Source organism: Actinoplanes sp. SE50/110, from assembly GCF_900119315.1.
GTDB lineage: Bacteria > Actinomycetota > Actinomycetes > Mycobacteriales > Micromonosporaceae > Actinoplanes.
This window is the reverse complement of record NZ_LT827010.1, coordinates 192,678-215,356: the sequence shown is the minus strand read 5'-3', so window position 1 is coordinate 215,356 and position 22,679 is coordinate 192,678. Positions and strand designations below refer to the sequence as shown.

Annotated in this window: 10 protein-coding genes; 8 read left to right on the top strand and 2 right to left on the bottom strand. The window is 71.4% G+C overall.

Annotated elements, in window-relative coordinates; genetic code table 11:
* Window positions 1-206: 206 nt before the first annotated feature.
* The 3 genes from ACSP50_RS00980 (at window position 207) to ACSP50_RS00970 (ending at window position 5,447) form a co-directional block, all read left to right on the top strand.
* Entirely contained in the window at window positions 207-1,454 is a 1,248-nt protein-coding gene (locus tag ACSP50_RS00980; RefSeq protein WP_014687278.1) for a PP2C family protein-serine/threonine phosphatase, read from the top strand.
* A gap of 311 nt (window positions 1,455-1,765) precedes the next feature.
* Window positions 1,766-2,161, top strand: coding sequence for a manganese efflux pump (locus tag ACSP50_RS00975; RefSeq protein WP_014687277.1), 396 nt, complete (start codon window positions 1,766-1,768; stop codon window positions 2,159-2,161).
* Window positions 2,162-3,290: 1,129 nt separating this feature from the next.
* Entirely contained in the window at window positions 3,291-5,447 is a 2,157-nt protein-coding gene (locus tag ACSP50_RS00970; RefSeq protein ID WP_155123419.1) for a hypothetical protein, read from the top strand.
* Between the two features lie 163 nt (window positions 5,448-5,610).
* Here ACSP50_RS00970 and ACSP50_RS00965 read toward each other — a convergent pair whose 3' ends face one another.
* Window positions 5,611-5,901: a tyrosine-type recombinase/integrase gene (locus tag ACSP50_RS00965; protein ID WP_014687275.1), complete on the bottom strand. Its 291-nt coding sequence runs from the start codon at window positions 5,899-5,901 to the stop codon at window positions 5,611-5,613.
* A gap of 92 nt (window positions 5,902-5,993) precedes the next feature.
* Here ACSP50_RS00965 and ACSP50_RS00960 point away from each other — a divergent pair, with 92 nt between their 5' ends.
* On the top strand, window positions 5,994-7,790 hold the full coding sequence (locus tag ACSP50_RS00960) for a site-specific integrase (protein WP_014687274.1): 1,797 nt from the start codon (window positions 5,994-5,996) through the stop codon (window positions 7,788-7,790).
* Window positions 7,787-8,374, top strand: a complete 588-nt coding sequence (locus tag ACSP50_RS00955) for a DUF6262 family protein (RefSeq protein WP_014687273.1) — start codon at window positions 7,787-7,789, stop codon at window positions 8,372-8,374. Before ACSP50_RS00960 ends, ACSP50_RS00955 begins: the two co-directional genes overlap by 4 nt.
* A gap of 203 nt (window positions 8,375-8,577) precedes the next feature.
* On the opposite strand, the gene ACSP50_RS00950 is transcribed toward ACSP50_RS00955, so the two are convergent.
* Entirely contained in the window at window positions 8,578-8,835 is a 258-nt protein-coding gene (locus ACSP50_RS00950) for a hypothetical protein (protein ID WP_014687272.1), read from the bottom strand.
* A 1,263-nt stretch (window positions 8,836-10,098) separates the two neighbouring features.
* On the opposite strand from ACSP50_RS00950, the gene ACSP50_RS00940 reads away from it, so the two are divergent.
* From ACSP50_RS00940 to ACSP50_RS00930, 3 genes are read left to right on the top strand one after another with little or no spacing between them, the layout of a single operon-like run.
* Window positions 10,099-11,277, top strand: a complete 1,179-nt coding sequence (locus ACSP50_RS00940) for an alpha/beta fold hydrolase (protein WP_014687270.1) — start codon at window positions 10,099-10,101, stop codon at window positions 11,275-11,277.
* The gene (locus tag ACSP50_RS00935; protein WP_014687269.1) at window positions 11,274-13,388 is read left to right on the top strand and encodes a caspase family protein; all 2,115 of its coding nucleotides are present in this window, start codon (window positions 11,274-11,276) and stop codon (window positions 13,386-13,388) included. The genes ACSP50_RS00940 and ACSP50_RS00935 overlap by 4 nt, the downstream gene beginning before the upstream one ends.
* Window positions 13,389-13,397: 9 nt before the next feature.
* Window positions 13,398-22,337, top strand: a complete 8,940-nt coding sequence (locus ACSP50_RS00930) for a hypothetical protein (RefSeq protein WP_014687268.1) — start codon at window positions 13,398-13,400, stop codon at window positions 22,335-22,337.
* Window positions 22,338-22,679 lie beyond the last annotated feature (342 nt).

Sequence of the window (22,679 nt, the reverse complement as noted above, 5' to 3'; positions counted from 1 at the left end):
CACGGCTGTGGTCAGGCTGAAGATCCCCTGAAGGCGGCCCGGGGCGACCGCGACAGCTAGGATGCGTCGGCCCGCACGGTCCCGGTCGGCCACGCTCCCTGAGCAGAGCATGTGCTGGCCGGTGTGGCGGGTACCCAGGAAACAAAACGCGACCGTGCCCATGGGTCGCGGCGCACGCCACAGGCCACGGGGCAGGAAGGACCCGCATGAATGCTTCGGAGTCGCTGCGGCAGCTGCTGCGCCAGTCACACCATGCCCGGCCCGATGATTTGCCCCAGATGGCGATGCGTGCGGCGCCGCTGCTCAACGCCACCGCGATCATCCTGTACCTGGTGGATCACCAGCAGCGGCTGCTGATCCCGCTGCTGGGCGGCACCGCCCCGCAGCGGGACCCGTTCGCCGTCGACGGCACCCTGGCCGGCCGAGCCTTCACTCTAATCGCGCCCTGCGTCAGCGACACCGAACCCGGCGGCGTGCGGCTGTGGCTGCCACTGGTCGACGGCGCCGAACGTCTCGGCGTCGTCGAGTTCATCCTCGGCAGCCCGCCGGGCGACGACACCCTCGACGGCTGCGCCGCGGTGGCGTCCCTGCTGGCCGGACTGGTGGTCACCCGCAGCCTCTACAGCGACGCCATCGAACAGGTACGCCGCCGCGAACCCATGCAGCTGGCCGCGGAGATGCTACGCGCCCAACTGCCTCCGCTCACCTTCTCCACCGGCCACCTGGTCATCAGCGGCGTCCTGGAACCGGCGTACGACGTCGGCGGTGACGCGTTCGACTACGCCGTCAACGCCGACACCGCCCACCTGGCCCTGTTCGACGCCGTCGGGCACGGCTCCGCCGGCGGCCTGCGCCCAGTCATGCTCGCCTCCCTGGCCCTGGCCGCGTACCGCAACGCCCGCCGCGCCGGCCTCGACCTCACCGCCACCTATCACCACATCGACACCGCCGTGCACGGCTACGACCGCGGCGGGTTCATCACCGCCGTGCTCGCCGAATTCGACCAGCGCACCGGCACCCTGAAAGTCATCTCCGCCGGACACCCCAGCGGCATCGTCATCCGCGACGGCAAAGTCGTCAAAATCCTGCCCACCCCCACCGCGCTGCCCGTAGTCATGGGCCGCCACCGGCCGCCCCTGGTCGTCGAAGAAGTTCTGGAACCCGGCGACCGGCTACTGCTCTACACCGACGGCATCATCGAAGCCCGCGCCCTGGACGGCGCCGAGTTCGGCCTCGACCGGCTCATCGACTTCGCCGTCAAAGCCGCCGCCGATCAGCTATCCCTGCCCGAAACCGCTCGGCGCCTGGTCCACGCCATCCACGAGCACCAAGACGACCAGCTCCAAGACGACGCCACAGTCCTGCTCGCCGAATGGCGCACCCCGGCACCACCGGCCTCCGACACTGAACTACTCACCGCACCACCCGGCGCCCCGCTCGACCTACCCACCTAGAGACCGAATCGTGCACACCCCCAGAGGCACCGATCTACTGGGTCTGTCCGCAGACAGCGCGTCCGCATGTTCCAGGCCGCCAAGAACGACACGATGGCAAGCTTCGTGGCCAGGCATCCCACAGGGGTCGCGCAGAACTGACCGAATCGCAAGGAAACCGTGCCGTCACCGCAGGCCGCCGCAGCCGCAGGCGCGGGAAGACGCGTCTGCGGCATTGGTGACCGTACCGTGAGTCCGGGCATGCCACAGCGGTGCTCAGCGGCCGACAGGGCCCGCCCGGACCATGCCAGCAAGCAGGAGAAGGGTTCGACATGTTACGGCTGCTGCTGTTCGTCCTGCCGTTGGGCCTGGATTCCTTCGCGGTCGCGGCCGCGCTCGGCGCGCTGAGCCCCTCACGCCGCGAACGCTGGCGCATCACCGGCCTGTTCGTCGCCTTCGAGGCCGGCATGCCGCTGCTCGGCGTTGCGATCGGAGCACCCATCGCGCACGCTGTCGCCGGGATCGCGGACTACCTCGCCGCCGCCGCACTGGCCGGAGTAGGCGCATGGATGTTGCTGGGCGGCGACGAAGACGCCGAAGAGGAACGCGTCCGCCAGCTCAGCAAAGCCCACGGCATGGCCATCCTCGGCCTGGGCATCGCCATCAGCCTCGACGAACTCGCCATCGGCTTCAGCCTCGGACCCGGCTATCCATCACCGAAGTCCTGATCGCCATCGCAATCCAGGCCTTCATCGCCGTACAACTGGGCCTACGCCTCGGCGCGCGCGTCGGTAGAAGGGACGAATGTTCTCGCTGGGCCGTTGGACTTCAACGTCCGGTCGAAGCGGACGCCCTCGTCCCGGGCCCGCTGGCGGTGTCGTAAGGCTGCCGCGGCGCCGATGGCGGGCCGCCTTGCGCGCGAGAATTACGACCGTGCCACCGACGAATCCCGACACGGCAAGAACGTTGAGGTTCCGGCCCACCTTCTTGGGGTGCACTGCCCCGTCCATGCCGCCCCGGTTCATGCCGCCAGGATAAGACGAGGCTGGCCGTGCGACCGAGCGATCGGGTGCTAACCGCTGCGACCTCCCTCGGTGACGGGCGTTGCAGATCGACTCAGATTCGCTTTGGTGGAGGCGGCTCGGGGACGGGCTCTCAGTGTCTAACGACTACCAGCGCGGCGATGAGCAGTGCCGAAACGACGGCGGTGAGCGCCATCCCCAGCTGCCATGAACGCGCGGTGTTGTCGACCGATCAGGGAGGCGTGGCGTCGGTAGCTTGCCGGCTGCCGTCCCGAAATTTCCAGTGGCGGATCTTGGAGACCAGCAGGTACGAGGACATGGCGGCGTCGGCAGGTGCGAAGGCCGGATTCAGTATCCTCCGGCGAGGTCGGTCCGAGCCGGTCGGTGAGGGGCAGCAAGTCCCATACCCGGCGGACTGCCGGTTGTGGGAACACCAGGCGCAGGGTGATGCCTGCGTCGCCGGGCCTCGCCGTGGGCATGGTCGAGACTGCCATACCTGACGAGTCGCAGAAGCTGATCTGCGCGAAGTCGACCATGATCATGAGGACCTTAAGGGTGCCGGCGATCGCGTCGTGGACGGCTACCAAGGGCTGGTCAAGCTCTTGCCCGTAGCCCACATCCGCTCAGCGCCGAAGTGTGCCAACCGACGACACCGAGGGTGTCCTCCAACAACGAGATACACAAACACGGATACTTGACTGACCCCTGCCAATAGCCGTGACCGTGGCCGACCGTAAGCGGCGGCGGTATCCGCAGCCACATCGCGATTGACCGGCGCCGTGGCGATCCGGACTCCACCGGCACGATCCGGAGGCTATCCACGGGGAGGGGCAGCATGGTTCTAAAAGAAGGCAGGGGCGCACCCTTGCGCCATCGACGACAAGGCGCAGCGCTCAGTTTCGCATGGGCGCGCGGCCGGGGTTCGATGCAGGGGTTAGCGCTGGTCGGGCTGGCGGTGTGCGCCATGGCGGTAGTCCTGGGTGCGGCCGTGCCAGCTGCGGCCGGCACGGCCGCGCCATTGCTAGATGATCGGTGCCGTACCGATCTGACCGATGTCTCATCGGCGCACGCGCGGGTGTGGTTCTCGTCGGCCGCCGGAACACCGGAACGCGACCTGGCGATGGGTGTCGCACAGGCGATGGAGCAGGCTTACGGAAAGCTCGTCGCGGATCCCGCATTGAGTTTCCTGGCTCCGCTGTCGGATCTACGCCCCGCCCGGGCCAAATGCGCCGATGGTGTGACCTACCCTGATCGCGGCGACGGTCGGCTCGACGTGTTTGTGGTGCCCTTCGGTGACGCCGGGCATCCCGACGGTGATCCGAAGCTCGTTCGCGCAGCGCAAACAAACCCCTACCCTGCGGATTCGGGTGTCGCGGGCTGCGCCAGCTGGATCGAAATCAACGATGCAATTGGTGCCGCTGGGATGGGGTACAACGCGGTGCACGAATTCATGCATGCGGTAGAGAACTCGTACCGGTGCGGCGGGGACATCCCGGACAACGACGCCTGGTGGTACGAGGCGAGCGCGACGTGGGCGGAACAGTACGTCATCCCGACCGGCGACCATCCGCTGTCCATGGCGAAATCCTTTTTCATGCCGACACCGTCACAAGGCATGCCCGAGGAACCCAGCACGCGCTGGTACGGCGAATTCCTGTTCCCTTGGTATATCCAGCACGTCGTGGACAAGGACAAGCCGGCTCCGCAGACACTGCGCCGGATCTGGGAGCTGTTCGGTACGACGCCGTCTACCTCGGCCACCGAGGCCGTGGACGTCGCGGTCGGCGGGTTGGACCACCGCTGGCCCGAGTTCGCCCGGTACCACTGGAACGGGGACTACAACGCCGCGGTGCCTTCGGACAATTCCTACGCCGCCTGGGACGGGCGGTTCTTGGGAGTCCAGCCGGCCGTCACCGACCACCGGCTCGAGCTTGGCGGCGCACCGGACGTGCTGTACCCGCTGCAGATCGCCACACCCGGAACCGCCGGGAGCACACCGCTACGGCTGCCGCCCCTGTCCTCCGCCTACTTCCACGTGTCCGTCGACGACGACCACATCCGCTCTCTGGTATTCCACAACGGGTGGACGTACCGGCTGAGCCAGATCAACACCCACAGCGAGGATCCCGTGGTGGGCATGGACGGGCAGAGCCTCGTCGAACAGGACCTGCCGGGCGCCGCCCCGGCCGGTCTGCACGTGCAGGCGCTCGTCAAAATCCAAGGCTACTGGCATGACGAGGACCTGACCGAACAGCCCTGGCGGGCCTGGTGCCGCGACGTATACGAGCAGCACGTCGAGGACCTCGTGGTGATCGTCACCAACGCCCGCATTGATGCCACGGCGCAGGTCTCGCCGGCCGAGAAGGATCCGACGATCCAGGCGTCGAACATCGGCTGCGCAAAGGTCGACCCTGGCGGCGGCGTGCGCAACAGCTACGCCGATTCCGACAGCGACCTCGCCGTGTCGACCTCACTGACCTTCGGTGCCCCGGTACCCACCGGACTGTCCGGACAGACCAGCTCACACCTTGCCGGACAGCACGCCTTCCAGGGGTGGACGTTCCCGGTCACCGGCGGGACCAGCACCATCAACGAACAGATCCACGAAGTAGACGGAGACCACTGCGCAGGGCACGGAAACGCCACCAGCGCGCTGCCCAACCTCTCACCCCCATTCGAGATCGGCCTGCACCTGTTCGTCAACGTGCTACCGGGCGGACTCGAGTACCGGCACTACCGATTCGGCGGATTGCCCGCGGTCACGCACCACAAGTTCTCCTTCCCCATCGCCTGCGACGAGTACAGCGACACGACGACCGAGAAGGGCTGGCGGTGGGCACCCGCCACCATCGCGGACGGCGATCCGCCGGCTTACGTTCCCTACCTCATCGCCGCCGACGGGCTGAGCGTCACCGCCGACCATCTCGACGTGCCCGACGGCGGCGGCACCGACGGCGAATACTCCTACACCTACCGCTTCCATCTGAACTGACCACCCGCAGTGCCGGGTAGGCTCGCCCGCCCGGCACCGCACAAGCCGGTCTGCACCAAGGGGCACCGGGTCGCCCGGTGACCGGGCGACCCGGCCCACTAACACACAGGCGAGCTCATGGCGGCCGGCCCGAACCTGTCTACGTCCGGCCACCACTGGCCAATCACGCCTGCGACGCCGCTTCTAGCCGCAGCCGGAACCGAGCATGTGTCCGCAGCAATCCCGCCGTCACCGCCACCGCCTGGTGAGCCAGCTCCCGGAAGACCGTCCAATACGTGTCCGCCGTGGTCACCGCGCTGGAATGGCCGAGATCATGCTGAATCACCTTCAACTCGACACCAGCCGCACCCGCCAGACTCGCCGCACCATGCCGCAGATCATGCAACCGGACCAGTGGCAGCCCGAACCTGACGACCAGCACGTGAAAGCGGTGAGTGAGCCAGTCCGGGCGCACTGGACGACCATCCGCTCCTACAGGCTGAGCTGCAGTGGGCGTTGTTCGCTCGTCTTCAGGACAACATCCGTTGCCGTTGGACGCCGGCGGCAGTGCAAACCCTGGTAAACGGCTGCCGGACGCTCGACACGCTGACCGACGTCGACGTGGCCAGCCTGCCCAGCCGGTCGCAGAGCATCGCCCAGGCGATGCTGCAGTCCCTACGGGTGGTCTACGTGACGCCAGCGCAGACCCGAGAAGCCGGCTACCTCGAACTGGATCACTTCGGCACCAGCATTCGCGGCTTCTCCAGCCACTACGACCTGACCGGGGTGACCCAGCGATGGCTGCGCGATCTTCTGTGGGACTACGTCGCCGACCAGCTGCGCACCCCGGGCAGTCCGCGCACCAAGGGCCCTTACGACGACACGCGGCGTGCCTGCCTCGAACTGAGCGCCTATCTCGAGGTCGCCGCCGAGAGCGGCGGGCACGACCCGACACGCCTGCATGCCGATCATTTCCACCGGTTCCTGGCCGATCAGCGTCATCGAGCCCGCCACCAACTGCCCTCGCTGGTCGTGCGACTGAAGACGGGCAAAGCCAGCACCGTCACCGAGACGACACTGCACTTCATCTTCAGCCACGCTCGCAAAATCATGCGGTGGGCACTGGAACGCGGGGAGACCGACCGCATCGGCCTAAACCGCGACTTCGTCGTCGCCTTCCCGTCAATGGGCACCGGCACCCATCGGACCCGCAGCCCGTTCACTGACGACGTCGCCCAAGCTCTGGCAGCTGAGGACAACCTCCGGCGCTTCGCCGATGTGCACGATCCCGCAGACCGAGGCCTACGCGATATTTGGGAGATCATCATCGTGACCGGCCGCCGGGCCAGCGAAGTGATCAAGCTGAGCCTGGACTGCGTCGGCCGCTACAGCAAGCTGCCCATGCTATGGCACGACCAGACCAAGGTCGGCAACTACGACCAGGCCATCCGCATCCCGGAGTACACCTACCAGCGCATCCTTGAACGGCAACGCCAGACTTTGGCCCGTTTCGAGGGCCGATTCGGTCATCCCGCGACCCCACCGGAGCGGGCTCGGATGGCTCTGTTCCCCGCCCCGAAACACAACCCCGGCTTCGCGCGTTCGCTCAGCTACGGCTGGTACGGAGCCGCCTTCAAGGCCTGGGTATCCGAACTCGAGCTGGGCTCCTGTGTCACCCACCAGGCTCGGCACACTCTGGCGACCAAGTTACTGGCCAACGGGGCCGGCCTGCACCACATCAAACGGTTCCTCGGACACGTCTCGAACCGGATGACCGAGCACTACGCGAAAGTCGCCGTCTCGGAGATCGAGGACGTGCTGCAGCACGTCGGGGTCTCCGGCCCCGGAGCTGCCCGACCCGGCGAGATGCTGTCCACCGGCACCACCCCACTCGACCGGCACGAGGCCCAAGCCCTCGCTCTGGATCTCACCCGCCGCAGCATGCTGGCCGAGGGCGGCTTCTGCACCTTCCAGCCCGTGGTCGACGGCGGCGCCTGCCCCTGGAATCTGAACTGCCATACCTGCGACAAGTTCGTGCTCTCCGGTGCCGACCTGCTCTACTGGCGCCGCAAACGCGAGCAGTGGATGTCCATCGCGGAACGCGCCCCGGACGATGCCACCGCGGACTACCTGCACCAAGTCTTCGAGCCCACCGCCCGCGCTATCGACGGCCTGGAGAAGGCCCTCGCTGGGCTCGGCCTGCTGCAGGACGCTCTCGCACTCGATCTGCGCAGGCCGCAGGACTACTTCCACCGCATGTGGTCGACCGCCTTCCGCGCCACAGACCTGGCTGACGCGGTAGCCACCGAAGCGATGACATACGACGACGGCATCGCCGACGAGCGGGAGGAACCCTGCGCATGAACAACGCCGCCGTTCCCGATCTCCGCACGGCTGCGGCCTTAGCAGCCCGGCGCCGCAGCACCGAGGCCAACATCGCACGGGTGCACGACGCCCTCGCCCGCCTCCGCCGCGAAGGGCTGCCGATCAGCGTCGCCGCCGTCGCCCGCCGGGCAACCGTTTCCCGCACCTTCCTCTACGCCAACCCACAGGCCAAAGTCGCAGTCTCCGACGCCATGGCCGAAGCCGGCGAACGGCGCAGCCAGGTCCTCGACGACCAGGCCGTCGGACGTGAGGCGACCTGGCGCGAACGGGCGCTCAACGCCGAAGACGCTCTCAAAGCCGCGCGCACCGAAATCCTCACCCAGCGGGCCCGGATCGGCGAGCTCCTCGGCCAGATTCGCAGCATGGAAACCGAATGGGCCGAAGAGAGCATCCAGCGGATCACCACCGAGAACACCACCCTCAAGCAGCAGCTCCGCCAGCTCACCGCCGACACCCGGATTCTCGACGAACGGCTCAAAGCCGCTCGATCCAACATCCGCTTTCAAGACCGGCGTATCGCCGACCTGGAAGCCCGCCTCGCCGACCCGGCACCATCCACGTGATGCCGCTCCGCGGGATGTCCGTTCCAGAGGCGATCGCGAAAGGGGCGGATCGCCCACTGCGTCACCAGGTCGTCAGTCGTCGTTGCGCCGAGGCACTCGACGAAGAGCCCTGTTGCCAACCTGGCGATATCCAGGACGTCCGGCGAACACAGGTGCGTGGGGGTCACAGGCGTTGTCGATCAGGCTCAGCCAGAGTGGATCGGTCAGCAAACGGGGACGCCGGGGACCTCGTTGTCACCGGTGAAAGTGATCGGCCGATCGAGGGGAAGATCACGGGTAGTGGCGATGCCCAGCCAGCTAATCCTGAACCGGAGGGAATCAATGGTTATGAAGCTGCCTTCCGCCATGGTCGGCTGGCACGTCATGGTCAGCGACCACTGGACGGTCGCCTCCTCTTCGGGGGCCAGCGTCACCTGCTTCAGTGCGGTCGCCGACTTATCGAATCCGGGGACGCCCGCCACGAAGGTGACCTGCTGATGTGAGAGCCATTCGACCGTGTCGACGCGTCGAGGCCGTGCACGGTGAAGGGCAGGTGACCGTCGTTGCGGACGCTGAAGGTGGCGGTTACCGTCGCGGCGTGCCTGCCACGCACCACCATTCGGGTCTCCGTCACGCCGTCGTTGGCCCACGACATGCCCTCCCCAGGACTGATCACGCTGCCCTCGCCCATCCGAGGGTTGCCCCACCACACGAAGGAGGTGGCGCCCACTGCGGCAACAAGCACGACGGCGGCGATCACCAACCGGCGGCGGCGCTTTGGCCGCGGACGTGGATCAGTCACCGTAGTCGTGCTGCCTTCCGTCGTATCCATCCTGATCTTCCTGTGCCGGTGGGCCCCACCGTGGAAGATCGTGCCACACAGTGCCCCAGCCGGTTCGGTGATCACCGATCGTCTGTCGGCCAGGGCGGGCGCAATCGGACTCGCGGTGGACATTGGCCGACGGCTACTGGCCGGACCAGGCACCGAGGTTCCTGTGGCGGCGACGCCGCTTCCGCCGCAGGCCCCGGTTGCTGGGCCCGAGGATCGGGAGAGTCCGTGTTGTTGAGTGAGAGGTTGATGGACTCTGGCGCACTCTTGGTGGACTCATCACGGATGGTGACGATCTGCCGAGAGCCGAGCGCGCGTTGTCTGCGGCAAATCCGTGCACCTGCCTCTGGAAGTGAATCGTCAGCCAACACCCGTGACCCAATGAGATCGCTACTCCGCGCTCAGAGCCAGACGGACGGTGGGCGTGCGGCGGAGCTACGCGCAAGGACAGCGCCAGCGGATCCACCACGACGCCATGCTGATTAACGTACGCCATCCTCTGCTGCACGACTCGATGCCAACCACTACGAAGGATGAAAATCGCATTCGGTGGGCCACGCGACCCGGGCCGGCCGGGGCGCCGAGATGGTCGAACCCGCTCCGTGCGCCACACCGGACTGTCCGAGGTCGGCGCGGCGACTAAGGCCGCCCTCCGCGAGGCCGTGACCAGGCACCGGCCGAGCTGTGCGCGCTAATACTCGACGGACCTTCCAACCGGCGCCGAGCCGGAACCCATAGGCCGTCCGGCTTTTAAATGCCTCAATCGGGGAATTGACGTCGCCTAGGCGGCCCGGGAAACTGGCTGGACGACTGCGGCAGTCGGCCGTAACCCCGTGTTTACCTTTCGAGTGCTGAACCTTCCTCAGTGTCCGGCAGCACACTGGCCGGCGGTGCGAGTAACGGATGGGGGTGCTCGATGACGGTCGTTCTCCATGTGCACGGCACCGGAGTGCGCGAGCCCGATTACTCCACGGGCTTCGACAGCTTCCGCGTGAAACTGCAGGCAATCCGCCCAGAGCTGCGCGTGGAACCCTGCTACTGGGGCGGCGAGCACGGCGCCCGGCTGCGGGCCGAGGGTGTCTCGATTCCGGCCGGGCGTAGCGCGCGCGAGCCCCAGGAGCCGGCCGATCGCGACGTGGCACTCTGGAGCCTCCTCGCGGCCGACCCGCTATTCGAGCTGTCCACCCTGGCCGCGGCCGAGGCGGCGGCGGCCCGCGGCGGGGCCGGCAATTTCGACCCAATGGCGGTGCGCGGCGCGGCTAAGCTGATCGAGCAGGCGCCCGGCCTGGCGGCCGAGCTCCAGGCCGGCATTGCCGAGCTGGGCCTAGCCGACGTGTTCCCCGGGGCCGTCCGGGCGGTGCTGGCCAGCGAGGAGATCAGCTCGCTGGCGCACTCCGAGGTGCGGCCGGCCGACCTGCGCCGGCCGTTCGCCCGGGCGGTCGTCGCTCAGTCGCTGCTGCTGGCCGCGGAGGCGGCCCGCCCGCCGATCGACGGCACCCACCGGGATGCGCTGGTCGCCGAGATCGTGGCCGCCCTCGGGGGCACCGACCGCGGGCTCGGCGCCGACGCCGGCAAGCTGGGGCTGCGGCTGGCCCTGCGGATGGGCGCCGGCAAACCGGTCGAGCGCCGGCGCGCCGCGATCACCCGGTCGACCAGCGCGGTCGCCGGCGATGTGCTGCTCTACCTGGCCCGCGGCGCGGCGATCCGCGACCACCTGCGATCCCGCATCGAAGAGCTGGGCGACGACGTGGTCGTGGTGGCGCACAGCCTGGGCGGGGTGGCCGCCGTCGACCTGCTCGCGACGACCCCGCTGCCCGCGGTGACCGGTCTGGTCACGGTCGGCTCCCAGGCCCCGCTGCTGTACGAGCTGGGCGCGCTGCCCGGGCTGGAGTTCGGCACCCCGCTGCCGGTCGGCTTCCCCCGCTGGCTGAACATCTTCGACCGGCGGGACCTGCTCGGCTTCACCAGCGGCGGGCTCTTCCCCGGGCGGGTCACCGACGCCGAGGTGGACAACCGCTGGCCGTTCCCCTATGCGCACACCACCTATTTCGGCAACGACGCCCTCTACGAAGAGCTGGACTCGTTCCTCCGATGATCGATCCGCTCCGCACCCGGGCGGTCGTCGTCGGCATCGAGCGGTACGACCTGGGCGAGAGCTGGAATCTCGACGGGCCGGCCCTGGACGCGTGCCGCTTCGTGGAGTGGCTCCTCGCCGAGCGCGTTCCAGCCGGGAACATCCGCCTGCACGTAAGCCCGCTGGCCGACAATGCGGCCGAGGTCGAGAGCCACGTCGCCGGCCGGCTCGACGTGCGGCCGGCCGAGTTCGGCCCGATCCGTAACAGCCTGCTCGACGTCGGGGAGGAGTCGAGTGACCTGCTGATCCTGTTCTGGGGCGGACACGGGGTGCGGCCACCGACAGAGTTCACCCATCTGCTCTGCGCCGACGCCCGGGACCGGGACCGCAGCAATCACCGCCTCGACCTGCTGCTGCACATCATGCGCACCACCGCGTTCGCGCAGCACCCGCGGCAACTGGTCATCGTGGACGCCTGTCAGGCCGACGTCCCCCGGCACTGGCAGCTGCCGGTGCACCAATACCAGGATGCCGACCTGGTCCGCGCCTTCCGGCAGCAGGACACGTTGCTCGCGGCCAGCCCGGGCCAGTCGGCCGGCAATGACGACCGGAACCGGACCGGCCGCTTCTCCGACGCCGTCCTGGCCGAGCTCAGCTGGCCCGACGAGGGGCGGTTCGACGAGCTTTACCAGCGGGTGAAGGCACGCGTCGCATCGGCCGAGCAGCAGCCGGTCCGGCTCGCCTTCCTGCAGGACGGCGTGGAACAGGACGTCTGGGTGCCCCGGCCGGCCAGCCCGAAGGTCGTGCCGCTGACCGATCTCACCGCCTACCGGGCGTCAGCCGCCGCGTCGCCCGGCGACGGCCGGCCGCCGGTCGACGAGCGCTACCGGGTGCGGCTCGACGTGGCCTGCTGCCTCGACCGGGCGCCCGGTCTCGCAGTCCTGGCCGGGCCGGTCGAGCCGGATTACGCCGCGCAACTGGCGGCCGCGCTGACCGCGGCCGAGGACCATCTGGCCGCCGCCGGCGCGGTCGAGCCGGAAGCGGTTCGCCGCTGGCTGGTGCTGACCCCGTCGACCGGTCGGCCGCCGGCCACCGCCGAGGAGATCGGCGCCGAACCGGGATGGTTGCGAGCGCCGGTGCAGGGCGCGGTGGTCACCGGCCTGACCGACGTGCGCGTCGCCGGCGAATACCTGCGCGCGATCCGGAGACTCGTCCCTGGGCTGGCCGTGCTCGCGGTGGCCGGCCCGGAGCGGGCGGCCCGCCTGGCTCGCACGCTGGAACTGCCCGAGCTGCTGGTCGCGGCGTTCGCACCGGTCGAGACGGCCGGTCGTCCGGTGCCGTTCCCCTTCCCGGCCGGGGGCGCGCTGGTCGCGCTGGTCGCGCACCTGCGGGCGTACGGCGCCCAGCTGCCCGCCGTGGCCGGCGAGCCGCCGGCGATCCCCGATGAGGTGGACCCCGTCGCCTGGGCGGCCCAGGTGGTCGCTGAGCTGAACGACCCCGGGCACCCCGGCTACGACGAGGCCGCGCTGCTGACCTCGGCCCGCGACCGCCGGCCCGGCCTGTATCCGGCGCTGCTCGCGCAGTACGCCGAGCGGCGGGCCGCCCCGGGCCGGCTGACCTCGCTGACCGTGGCGGCCGGGACCGACGCCGAGCTCAGCTACTGGCTCACGCACGCGACCGAGCCGCCCGACCCGGCCCGCGAGATGCCCGCTCCCGAGGTCGTCGACGCGCTGGCCGTCGTGCTGCGGCGCCGCTCGCTCGAGGCGGCCGCCCCGTGGGCGCCGTACGCCGGCCGGCGGGTGTCCGATTTGGTGACGCTGCCCGCCGCGGCGGCGCCCGGGCTGTTCGCCACCGCCTCGGCCGAGGTGGCGCTGCTCGCCATCCGGTGCGGGCTCGGCGAGGGCGTCGAGCCCGCCGCCGTCGAACACGGTCCGGTGCGTCCCGGCGCGTGGGCGCTGCTGGTCCAGCAGGGCATCACCGCCGACACCGCGAAGTGGCTGTCCGGCCTGGACGACCACCTGCGCCGACTGGTCGGGCTGCGGCCCGAGGACCTGTCGGTCGCCGATCGGGAGGCGCTGGCCGCGATCCGGTCGGCGCTGCACCCGATGCTCCCGCTCCCGCACGCCGCCTAGGAGGACAACGTGCTCGCTGACTGGTATCTCTGCGCCACGCAGGGACTCTCGCTGTCGGGAACGGACGCCTACCTGGACGCGCTGCGCGCGCTCGACGAACCGGCCGAGCGGGTCGAGCTGGCCGAGGAGGCGATCAACCAGCTGCGCCGGGTCGAGCCCGGCCTGATGCTGTACGCCCTCCCGCGGGTGCTCGCCGCCTACCGCCGGCACGCCGACCGGTTGTCGCTGGCCGGCCGGACCGCGGCCTACCTGGCCGAGCTGGACGAGTTGGCCGGCGGGCACCCCGAGCTGCGGGCCGCGTTCGACGCCCTGGCCGATTCGCCGCGCCGGCTGCGGGCCCGCATCGTCGCGCTGGCCGAGGTGGTGGCGGCCGACCCGGCCGACGCCGAGACGGCCGAGACGGCCGACGCGCCGGGGCCGGCGGCCGTCCCCGATCCGTACGATGACCTGTTCAGCGCTCCGTTGGCGACCGCGGCAGTGGCTCTGGCGGCCGAGTTGGCGGCCCGGTCACCGCAGACCGCCCGGGAGTGGCTCGGCGACGGCGAGCCGGAGTTGCTGACGGCCGCCTTCGACGGCCGGTACGGGCGGCTCCCGTTCCTGCTCGCGGTGCGGTTCTCGGCGCTCATTGACGGGACCGCCGAGAACCGGCAGCGGTTGCTGGCGCGGCTGTGGGCGTTCGGAAGGGGAGCCGCCGACCTGGAACCGGACCTCGTGCAGGAGGCCGCCGGGTTGTCCCGCGCGCAAGCGTCCGACGTGACCGAAACCCTGACCGAGGCGGTCGCCGGCCTGGACCTGGCCGCCTGGCGCAAGAACGAACCCGGGCTCGACCCGCAGCGGCGGGAAATCGCGCAGGCTCGTTGGGGTGGCAGCGGTGCGCCCGGCGCCGCGGCCACCGCCGCCGTGCTCTGGCAGGTCGCGATGTGGCGGGTGGCCGCCGAGCGCGATCCGGCCGCGACCCTGGCGGGTTTGCGCACCTGGTGGGCCGCCCCGACCCTGGTCGAGCGCTCGCGGAAGACCGCCGACCTGATCGTGCCGTTCACCGTGCCGTACGGCGAGAAGGGCTACGAGGCGGCCTGGAACAACCTCAGCACCCTCGCCCGGGTGCGCAGCTGGGATCAGCGGCGGCAGCCGCCGCGGCTCCAACTGACCGACGGCCCGGTCAGCGCGACTCCGGCGGCCTCGGCTAGCCTGGTCGGCAGCCCGTGGCTGCTGCGGGCGGTGCAGCGCTGGCGGGCGAGCGCCGAACGCCGCGCCTATCCGGACTGGAACGATCCGCCCTCGTTGATCCGGCTCAGCGCGGCCGCCACGCTCGCCACCGACCTGCTGGCCGCGGTGCCGCCGGGCCCGGCGGAGGACGCCGACCACCTGCTCGCGCTCCTGCTGCTGATCCGCGACACCGCGGTCTGCAGCCCGCTGCGGGACGCCATCGACCCGCGCGCCGCCGTCGGCAGCCCGCTGCCGGGCGCCCTGGTCGCTCTCTACCACCACGCGCTGATGGTGGCCGACCGCTGCGGCAAGGGGGATGGCCCGCACGCGGTACCACGCCGGATCGTCCGGCTGCTGACCGCGGGGCGGGCCGCGCGGGCGCGATGCGACGCCGAGCCGACCCAGTGGGCCCGGCTCATGATCTTCGCCGCGCCGATGGCCGCGTTCTGGTGGCTGCGCGAGACGGTCAGCGGTGGCTGGCCCGAGGAGAGCGAGGACGAGGACGGCTGGCTCACCGGGACGGCGCCCACCCCGGCCGCCCGGCTGTTGCGGCTGCTGCTCGCCGAGCGCCTCGACCTCGACTCCGGGCAACGGGCCGCGCCCGCCCTGCTCGAGCGCGACCTGCGGCCGGACAGCCGGCACGCGGCGGGTTGGGACTGGCGGCCGCACGAGGAGCCCGACTGGGACTGGCTGCCCAATGCCGAGACCTACGGCCTCACCCCGCCCGGCGCTGACGCGGCCGAGCAGCCCCGCACCCGGCACGTCAACGCCAACGTGCTGTTGCTGGCGCCGCGGCATGGCCTCGACGAGTGGCGCTGGTGGTCGACCCGGCTCGTGAAGGCGCTGGGCGACGAGCCGGCCCCGATGGCGCTGCAGACCGTACGGCTGGAGGCGCTGATGCACAGCCCGGCCGAGGCCGACTGGGCCGACGACTGGGCCGACGACTGGGCCAAGAGCGTCCTGCGTCGGGTCGAGCCGTGGGAACTGGCGCGGATCGTCCGCCGGCGGATGATCGACCTGCTGCGGGCGCCGATCGACGGCGACGAGTCCGAGAAACTGGTGGGCCGGGTCGGCGAGATCGTGATCGACGCGATCCTGGACCTCAGCCGCGCCGCGCAGTGGTACCACCAGTTGCTGCTGCGTGAGCTGACCAGGGTCGCCGCTCCGCCGAGCCTGGCCACCCAGTGGCGCTACCGGGCGGTCGGCACTCTCTACCGGCTGGGCACCGAGGCGGCCGGGCACGGTGCCATCAGCCCGTACGAGGTTATCGGGCAGCGGGTCTCGGCCGGACTCACCGCGAACAACGTCCGCGAGCTGCTCTTCCAGCACGGCGGCGCCCCGATCGTCGGGCAGGCGGCCGCCCTTGGCGAGGCCGTCGAGCGGCTCTGGCGCGACCTGCGGACCGGCCCGCCGGTGCGCCGGGTGGAGACGCCGTTGAGCGACCTCGACCACGCCCGCGCCGACGATCTCACCACCGTCGCCGTGCAGCTCGACCGGTACCACGGCAAGCTGGTCAGCTACCACGACTCCCGGGACGGGGTCTTCGACGCGTTCACCCAGCGCGACAGGGTGGCCGCGGTGACCTCCGCCCTGCTGGCCGGCGCGGACGGCTACGGCATCGTCTGTGCGGTCGACCAGCCCGCCCGTACGGTGTGGGTGAACGCCGGCTTGGGCCACCCGGCGCGGCACAAGCTCGCCAACCGGGACCGGATGCCGGGCCTCGGCGACCTGGTGGTCGCCCATTTCGCCGGCACCCCGGGCGCGCCGGTGGTGGACCGGGCACTCGCGCCGATCGACCGCCCGCTGGACACCGCCGAGGTGCGCGAGGCCACCGTACGGCCGCTGGCCGGCGCGCCCTGGCTGGCCGTCGAGATCGGCGGGATGGACGTCTATCCGGGGCTCGGCGCGACTGACGAGCGGGACCGCGCGGCCCGCTGGCGGTGGGACCCCGACCTGGCCCGCCGCTACGGCGCTCCCGGCGAACCGGTCGAGACCGGCGCTTGCTGGGACGAGACGATCGAGCGCTGGGTGCCCCTCGACCGGGGCGGCCGGGAGCTCATCGCCGGCGAACGGGCCGCTTTCGCGGACGGCCTACGGCTGGTCCTCGCGGAGCAGGTGACCGAGGACGAGCAGACGCGGCTGCGCTTCGTGACCCGGCCTGGGCGCGCCTATCTGCTGGGCGCCGACGACTTCGCGCCCGACGACTGGGCCCGCCTGCTCGGCCTGGTCGGCGACGGCCGGCCGGGGCTGGCCGTCACCGTCCGGCCGGCCGACCCGGACGGGCTGCTCGTGCTGCTCGACGAGGTCGACGAGCGCAACCGCGACTGGCTGCGGATCTTCGACGAGCCGGAGGACAGCGAGGTCGCCGTGCATACGGCGGTCTGGTCCTCGGCCGGTTGGCACCTGAGGGTCGAGCCGCCGGCCGGCTTCCCGGCCGAGATCGCGGTGACCGGCCTCGACGGGTCGGCGGAGAACGCGCTCTGCGTAGTCCGCGAGTGGGGCGAGCCGCAGGCCCGGGCGGCGACGGTGGCCGCGGAGCGGATGGCGGACCGCGGCGTGCCCCGGCCCACCGAGGCCTCCGAAGTACGCTGGCACGCCCTGGCCCACCTGCCCAAGGACAGCCGGGTCCGGTTGCAGCGGATCGTCGCCGGCAACCTGCGCAAGGCCTCGCTGCTCGGCATCACGCAGGCGGGCATGGGCGTGTTCGTGGCGACCGAGTCGGTGTCGCTGGCCGCCGATCCGGCGACGATCCACCGGTTCGGCCGGGACCGCGAGGTGATCGTCGAGTCCGACCGGGCCAACGAGCCGGTGCCGCAGCGCGACCCGGTCGCCGTGCCGGACGACCAGTTGCTCCGGCTCAGCGCGGCGGCCGGCCTGGAGGCCGTGCTGGCCGGGGCGGACGCCCTCGACGGCATGGTCGTGCAACAGGTCCTCGACACCGAGAAGCGCATCATCCAGTACGGCCTGTGGCTGCGCAACGGAAACCGGGTCAGCCACGCCGTGGTGCCCGAGCCCACCCTGTCGGCCCTCAAGGCCGAGGTCGGCGACCATATCGACTTCCGCCGGGCCACCACCGGCTGGATCGGCCACATACGCCGCCGCCAGATCCGTGGCCGGGCCCTCTACACCGGCGTGGCCAAGGTCGGGCCGGGCTGGCTGCCGGTCGGCGAGGTCGAGCGCGACGGCCGGCCGTACACCGTCTATCAGGCGCCCGAGGCCCCGCAGCTGGCCACCGGGAAGGCGGCCGAACGGGTCACCGAGCGGCACACGGTCAGCCGGCTCGACAACCGGTCCTGGTCCTACAACGGTCAGGCCTACGTGCGGGTGCTGGTCGAGCGGGGCAACCGGGCGTACGTCGGGGAGGCCCGGGAATTCCCGACCGGCTCGCTGATGCGGGTCCGCAGCACCGACCTGCGCCTGACCCAGCACCCGGGCGACGACAACCCGCGGTACACGGTCCGGCGCACCTTCAGCCTGGAGGCGGTGATCAAGCAGCCGCCGCGACCGGCCGCCTCGGCCGAGATCGAGCTCGACCGCTGGGAGCGGGCGCTGCGCGACGGTCACCAGCACATGGTCGGCATCCGCGACGGTGACCGGCTTCTGCTGAGCGGCTATCGGGCCCCGCTACCCGACGGCACGCTGGCCCGCTGGCTCCCGCTGCGGCCGGACGAGTTGCCACTGGTCGACGGGCATGCGTACGACAACGGCTCGGTCCGGGCGCTGATCGAGGACGTCGACGCCGGGCACGTGGCGTCGTTCGCCCGCGCGACCCCGCTCGACGTCGCCGGCTTCGCGGCCGCGCTCTCGCTGCCGGTCGACGACACCCGGACCGATCTGCCGGATCCCCTTTACTACGTGGGCGCCGAGCCCGGCCACCACCGGTTCGAGTGGGGCTTCGGCTGGACGGTCGACGTCCCGGTGGAGGCGCTCACGATCGACGGCGAACCGGCCGGCAGCGGGCTTTTCCACGGCGACCGGGTGCGGGCCGTCCGGCTGGTCCACGACCCGGCGCCGCCCGGTGGAATCGGTCTGCGGCTGGAGGGCCGGGACGTGGCGACCGCGCTGAGCGGGCGGCTGATGCAGGAGTCGGCGGCCGGCATGATCCACCGCATCCAGGTCGAAATCGACCTGGTGCACGGCCGGGTCGCCGTGCTCGGCGTGCACACCCAGCGGCAGGGTGCGTCCGGCGACCGGATCGAGGTGGCCGCGCATCCGATCCGGGCCGAGCTGGCGGACGCGGAGGCAGTCGTGGCCCGCGAGCGCAAGGCCGGCAGATCCGGCAAGGTGACCCGGCAGCTCCATGCCCGCCTGGACACCTCGGAGGCGGCCCGGCAGGGTCGTCGCAAGGTGTTCACGCTCATCGACCCGGCCCGGCTGGCCGAGGGTGACCTGCTCTACGCCCGGGCCGACCGGATCGTCGACACCGGCAACGAGCTCTGCCTGGAGCTGCGCCCGCTCGGCTCGGCCGGCCAGAAGTGGACTTTCAGCGTGGCCCGCCGGCAGTTCTCCCCCCAGGTGGGCCTGCTGGCCCGGCAGCTGCGCAGCCCTGGAGGCGCGAACGCCTACCGCGGCCGGCAGTTCATGGTGCGCCTGGTGCGGAAGGCGCCGAACCGGCGGGACCGCTGGCACGGCTCGATCGTCGACACCCCGGCTCGCCCGGCGGCCACCCTGGCCAGCTGGGTGCGGCAGCAGGGCGCGGCCTGCTTCGCCGTCCTGGGCCGGGACGACGTGCTCGAGGTCGGCCCGGGCGTGTTCTACGACGCGGCCGGCGTGCCGGGCGCTCGCCGCCTCGAGCCCGGCACCCTGCTGCGCCTGCTCGCCGTGGGCGCCGGGAAACCGCTCCAGCTGGAGGTCGCCATCCCGGCCGATCTGCGCTACGTCCGGAACGGTCGCCCGGCGCTCGCCCTGCCGAAGAACTCGGTGCTCGGCCCGGGCGGGCTCGGTCAGGCCCGTAACGGCAACGCGTTCACGCTGGCCGACCTGCCCGCGATCGAGGCCCGGCCGGACCGGGGCCTGAACGTCCGGTCCCTGCTTCAAACCGCCCATCCCAAGATCGTGTACGCGGTGAGCCCGGCCCCCGACGATCACGCCCGGCTGCGTTCGATCGACCCGGGGACCGTGGTCGGCAGTCTCGAATTGGACCCGGCCGGCCCGGCCCGGCTGCACCCGGTCGGCGGCGCGGAGCCGCATACGCTGCCCTGGGCGCAGCTGTCGTTCGCCGAGGGCAGCCGGGCCGAGCTGGCCCGCCGGCTGCGCGACGGGACCTGGGAATACCACGACGCAACCACCGGCCACTGGGACGCCGACGGCCGCGAGTGCCGCCGCCAGGAACTGGGCCCGGGCAACGCCGAACGCTGGCCGGTGTTCTTCGCCGACCGCGGTGGCCCGACCGTGCGCTACCCCCGCAACCAGCTGCTGCGGCTCGGCCTGCCGACCGCCGAATTGCTCGACCGGCCGATCCGCGGCCGGGAGGAGGAGACCTATGTGGTCGCCGACGCGACCACCCTCGAAGGCATCCCGGCGCTTTGGCTGGAGCTGAGCCCGGGCCGGGTCGCCGAGATACCGGTCGCCCTGTTCGCCTCCCGCCGGCAATCGCTGGCCGACCTCGACTGGTCGCAGATGCGCGGCGGCGACCTAGTCACCGTGCGGCGGCGGCGCAACGAGCAGACCGGGCACGTCACCCTCGAGCTGCGCGACTGGACGCCGGGGCTGCGCGGCGCCTGGCCCGGGTCGCCGGGGATCGTGCTGCCGGTGGTCGCGACCGACCGCGCAGCGGGGGCGCTGCAGCTGGGCGCGGGCGGGCACACCCGGTGGTACCCGGCCGAGCCCGAGCTGCTCGACCGTCACCCGGTCGGCAGCCGGGTGCGGCTGACCTCGGCGAACCGGCTCGGCGCGGGCACGGTCCGGACCGATGACACCGTCCTGCTAATGCCCCGGGACGGCGGCTGGGGGCTGGCCGGCTTCGGCGACGTCGAGGTAACGCTGGCCGGGGACGGCCCGACCCCGTGGCCGGGCGCCGCCTGGTTGCGTGACCTGCTGGCCGGCCCGGCCGCCGCGTCCGGGCTGCTGACGGCCCTCGGCGGCGCCCTGCCGGTGACCGTGGACGAGCTGGGCCGGTCCGGCGAACGTCTGACGGTGACCGTCTCCCGCCGCAATCAGCCGTCCGGCCGGTGGCCACGCCGGCGGATCGTGCGGACCGAGGTGGTCACGTCGATCCGCGGTTCGCTGGTCCTGCGCGCCGGTCATGCCCTCTATCTGATCGCGGCCGACAAGGCAGTGCCCGGGCTGGACAGTAGCGCGGTCGCGGCCGCCGCGACCGCGCTGCGCGACCGGCGTGCCGTGCTGTGGTGGCATCACGAGGAGGATGAGCTGCGGCCCGGCACGTCGGCCGGCACCGGCCACGCCGAGCAGGCGGTCCTGATCGAGGCGCCGATCGAGGTCGACGGCCAGTTCCTCGGGCTGATCGGCCGGAACACCGAGACCGGTGCGCTGGGCTGGCTGCCGTCCCGGCTCGCGTCCTGGATCGGCGAGCCCGACCCGCGGCTGCCCGGCCTGCTCGCGGGGCCGGCGCCGGTCCCGATGGTCCGCGAGCGACAGCAGTTCTCGGTGGTCGACCGGCCGGCCGCGGCCCGGGAGCACCGCCTCACCGAGGTCGGCAGCGTGCTGTCGGTGGTCGTCGCCGCGTTGCCGGCCGCCGGCCAGCCGGGCTATCTGGTACGTACCGCCTACACCGGGGTCCTGCTGACCCTGACCGCGGCGAGCGGCCTGGCCCTCGGTCAGCGGCTGCGAGCCGAGGTCACCGCGGTCCGTGGTGGCCGTTTCCCGCAGATCGTGGCGGTGCCGGCGGGCGATCGCCGGGCCGAGCTCGACCTGCCTCGGACGATCGCCGAGCGCCTCGCCGCGATCCACGCGACGGCCGACGAGCCGCTCGCCGCGGTCCACGCCGGCTCGCCGGCCATCGACTGGGATCAGCCGTTCCGCGATTACCGGGCGGCGAACCTGGCGGCCGAGTGCCCGGTCGACCCGGCCGCAGCCGTGGTGTGGTCGGCTGCCCACCGGGCCGACCCCGGGGTGCTCGCCCGGTGGCTGGCCGCCGGCGGCCGGGAGGCCCTGGCCGGGCGTGCTGACCAGCATCTGGCCCCGCTGCTGGCGGCCTGCCAGGTGGCCGCCGAGCTGGGTGAGTCCGACGCCCGGGCGGCCGCCCTGGCAGTGCTCATCGCGCACCAGATCGGCCGCCGGGCGATCCGGTCCCTGCACGTCGAGCCGCTGGTCACCCACTGGCTGGCGCAGCCGGAACGGCAGACCGAACCCGGCCTGTGGGCGCAGATCAAGCGGCTCGAGCTGGCCCCCGAGATGCCGCCTGACCGGTTGACCGTCGTGGTCCAGCGCTGCCAGGCCATCCTGGCCCGGCCGGTGCTGCACGGCCGAGAGGATCTGCGGGCGCCGGTCGCGCACGCACTGCTGTTCGCTACCGGCTCACCGGCTCGGGTCGAGCGGTTCGGCGACCGGGCGAACTGGCAGCCGGACGCCCCGCTGCTCTCCGAACTGGCCGCCCTCGGCCGCGGCCTGACCCCGCCCGCCGGTCGGCCGGTCGCCCAGCCGGCGCTGCTACCGCCCCAGCGGCAAATTGTCAACCGGGCCGCCCGGGAGGTGATTGGGCAGGCCCTTCCGGTGATTCTTTTGCCTACTCTGAGCGCCCCACCGGCGCAATGGCAAACGTTGCTCGACACCGACGGGCGGTAATGGAGATTCATTATTCAGTGAGCACTTTCAACTCGGTAGATCGGGTTCTCGACATGGTGCAGGGTGCGGAAGACCTGCGTGGTCGCGATCGTCCGCGACGGGCTGCAGCGCAGTTTGGTCAGGAGCGTGCCTGTCTTCAAGGTCACGACGGTGCGCTCGCCTGAGCGTGGATTCGGGCGTGGGCCTGGTTCACGGGTTTCTGCCGGGCCGACAGCTCCGGCCGGCAACGGTGCCGCTTGAACGGTGTGCGCACGGTACCGCCGACGCCTTGGTAGGCCTTGTCCGCGAAGCTAATCACCTCGGCGCTGGGAGCAACCTCGAGAGACGGCGCCCTCCCGATCG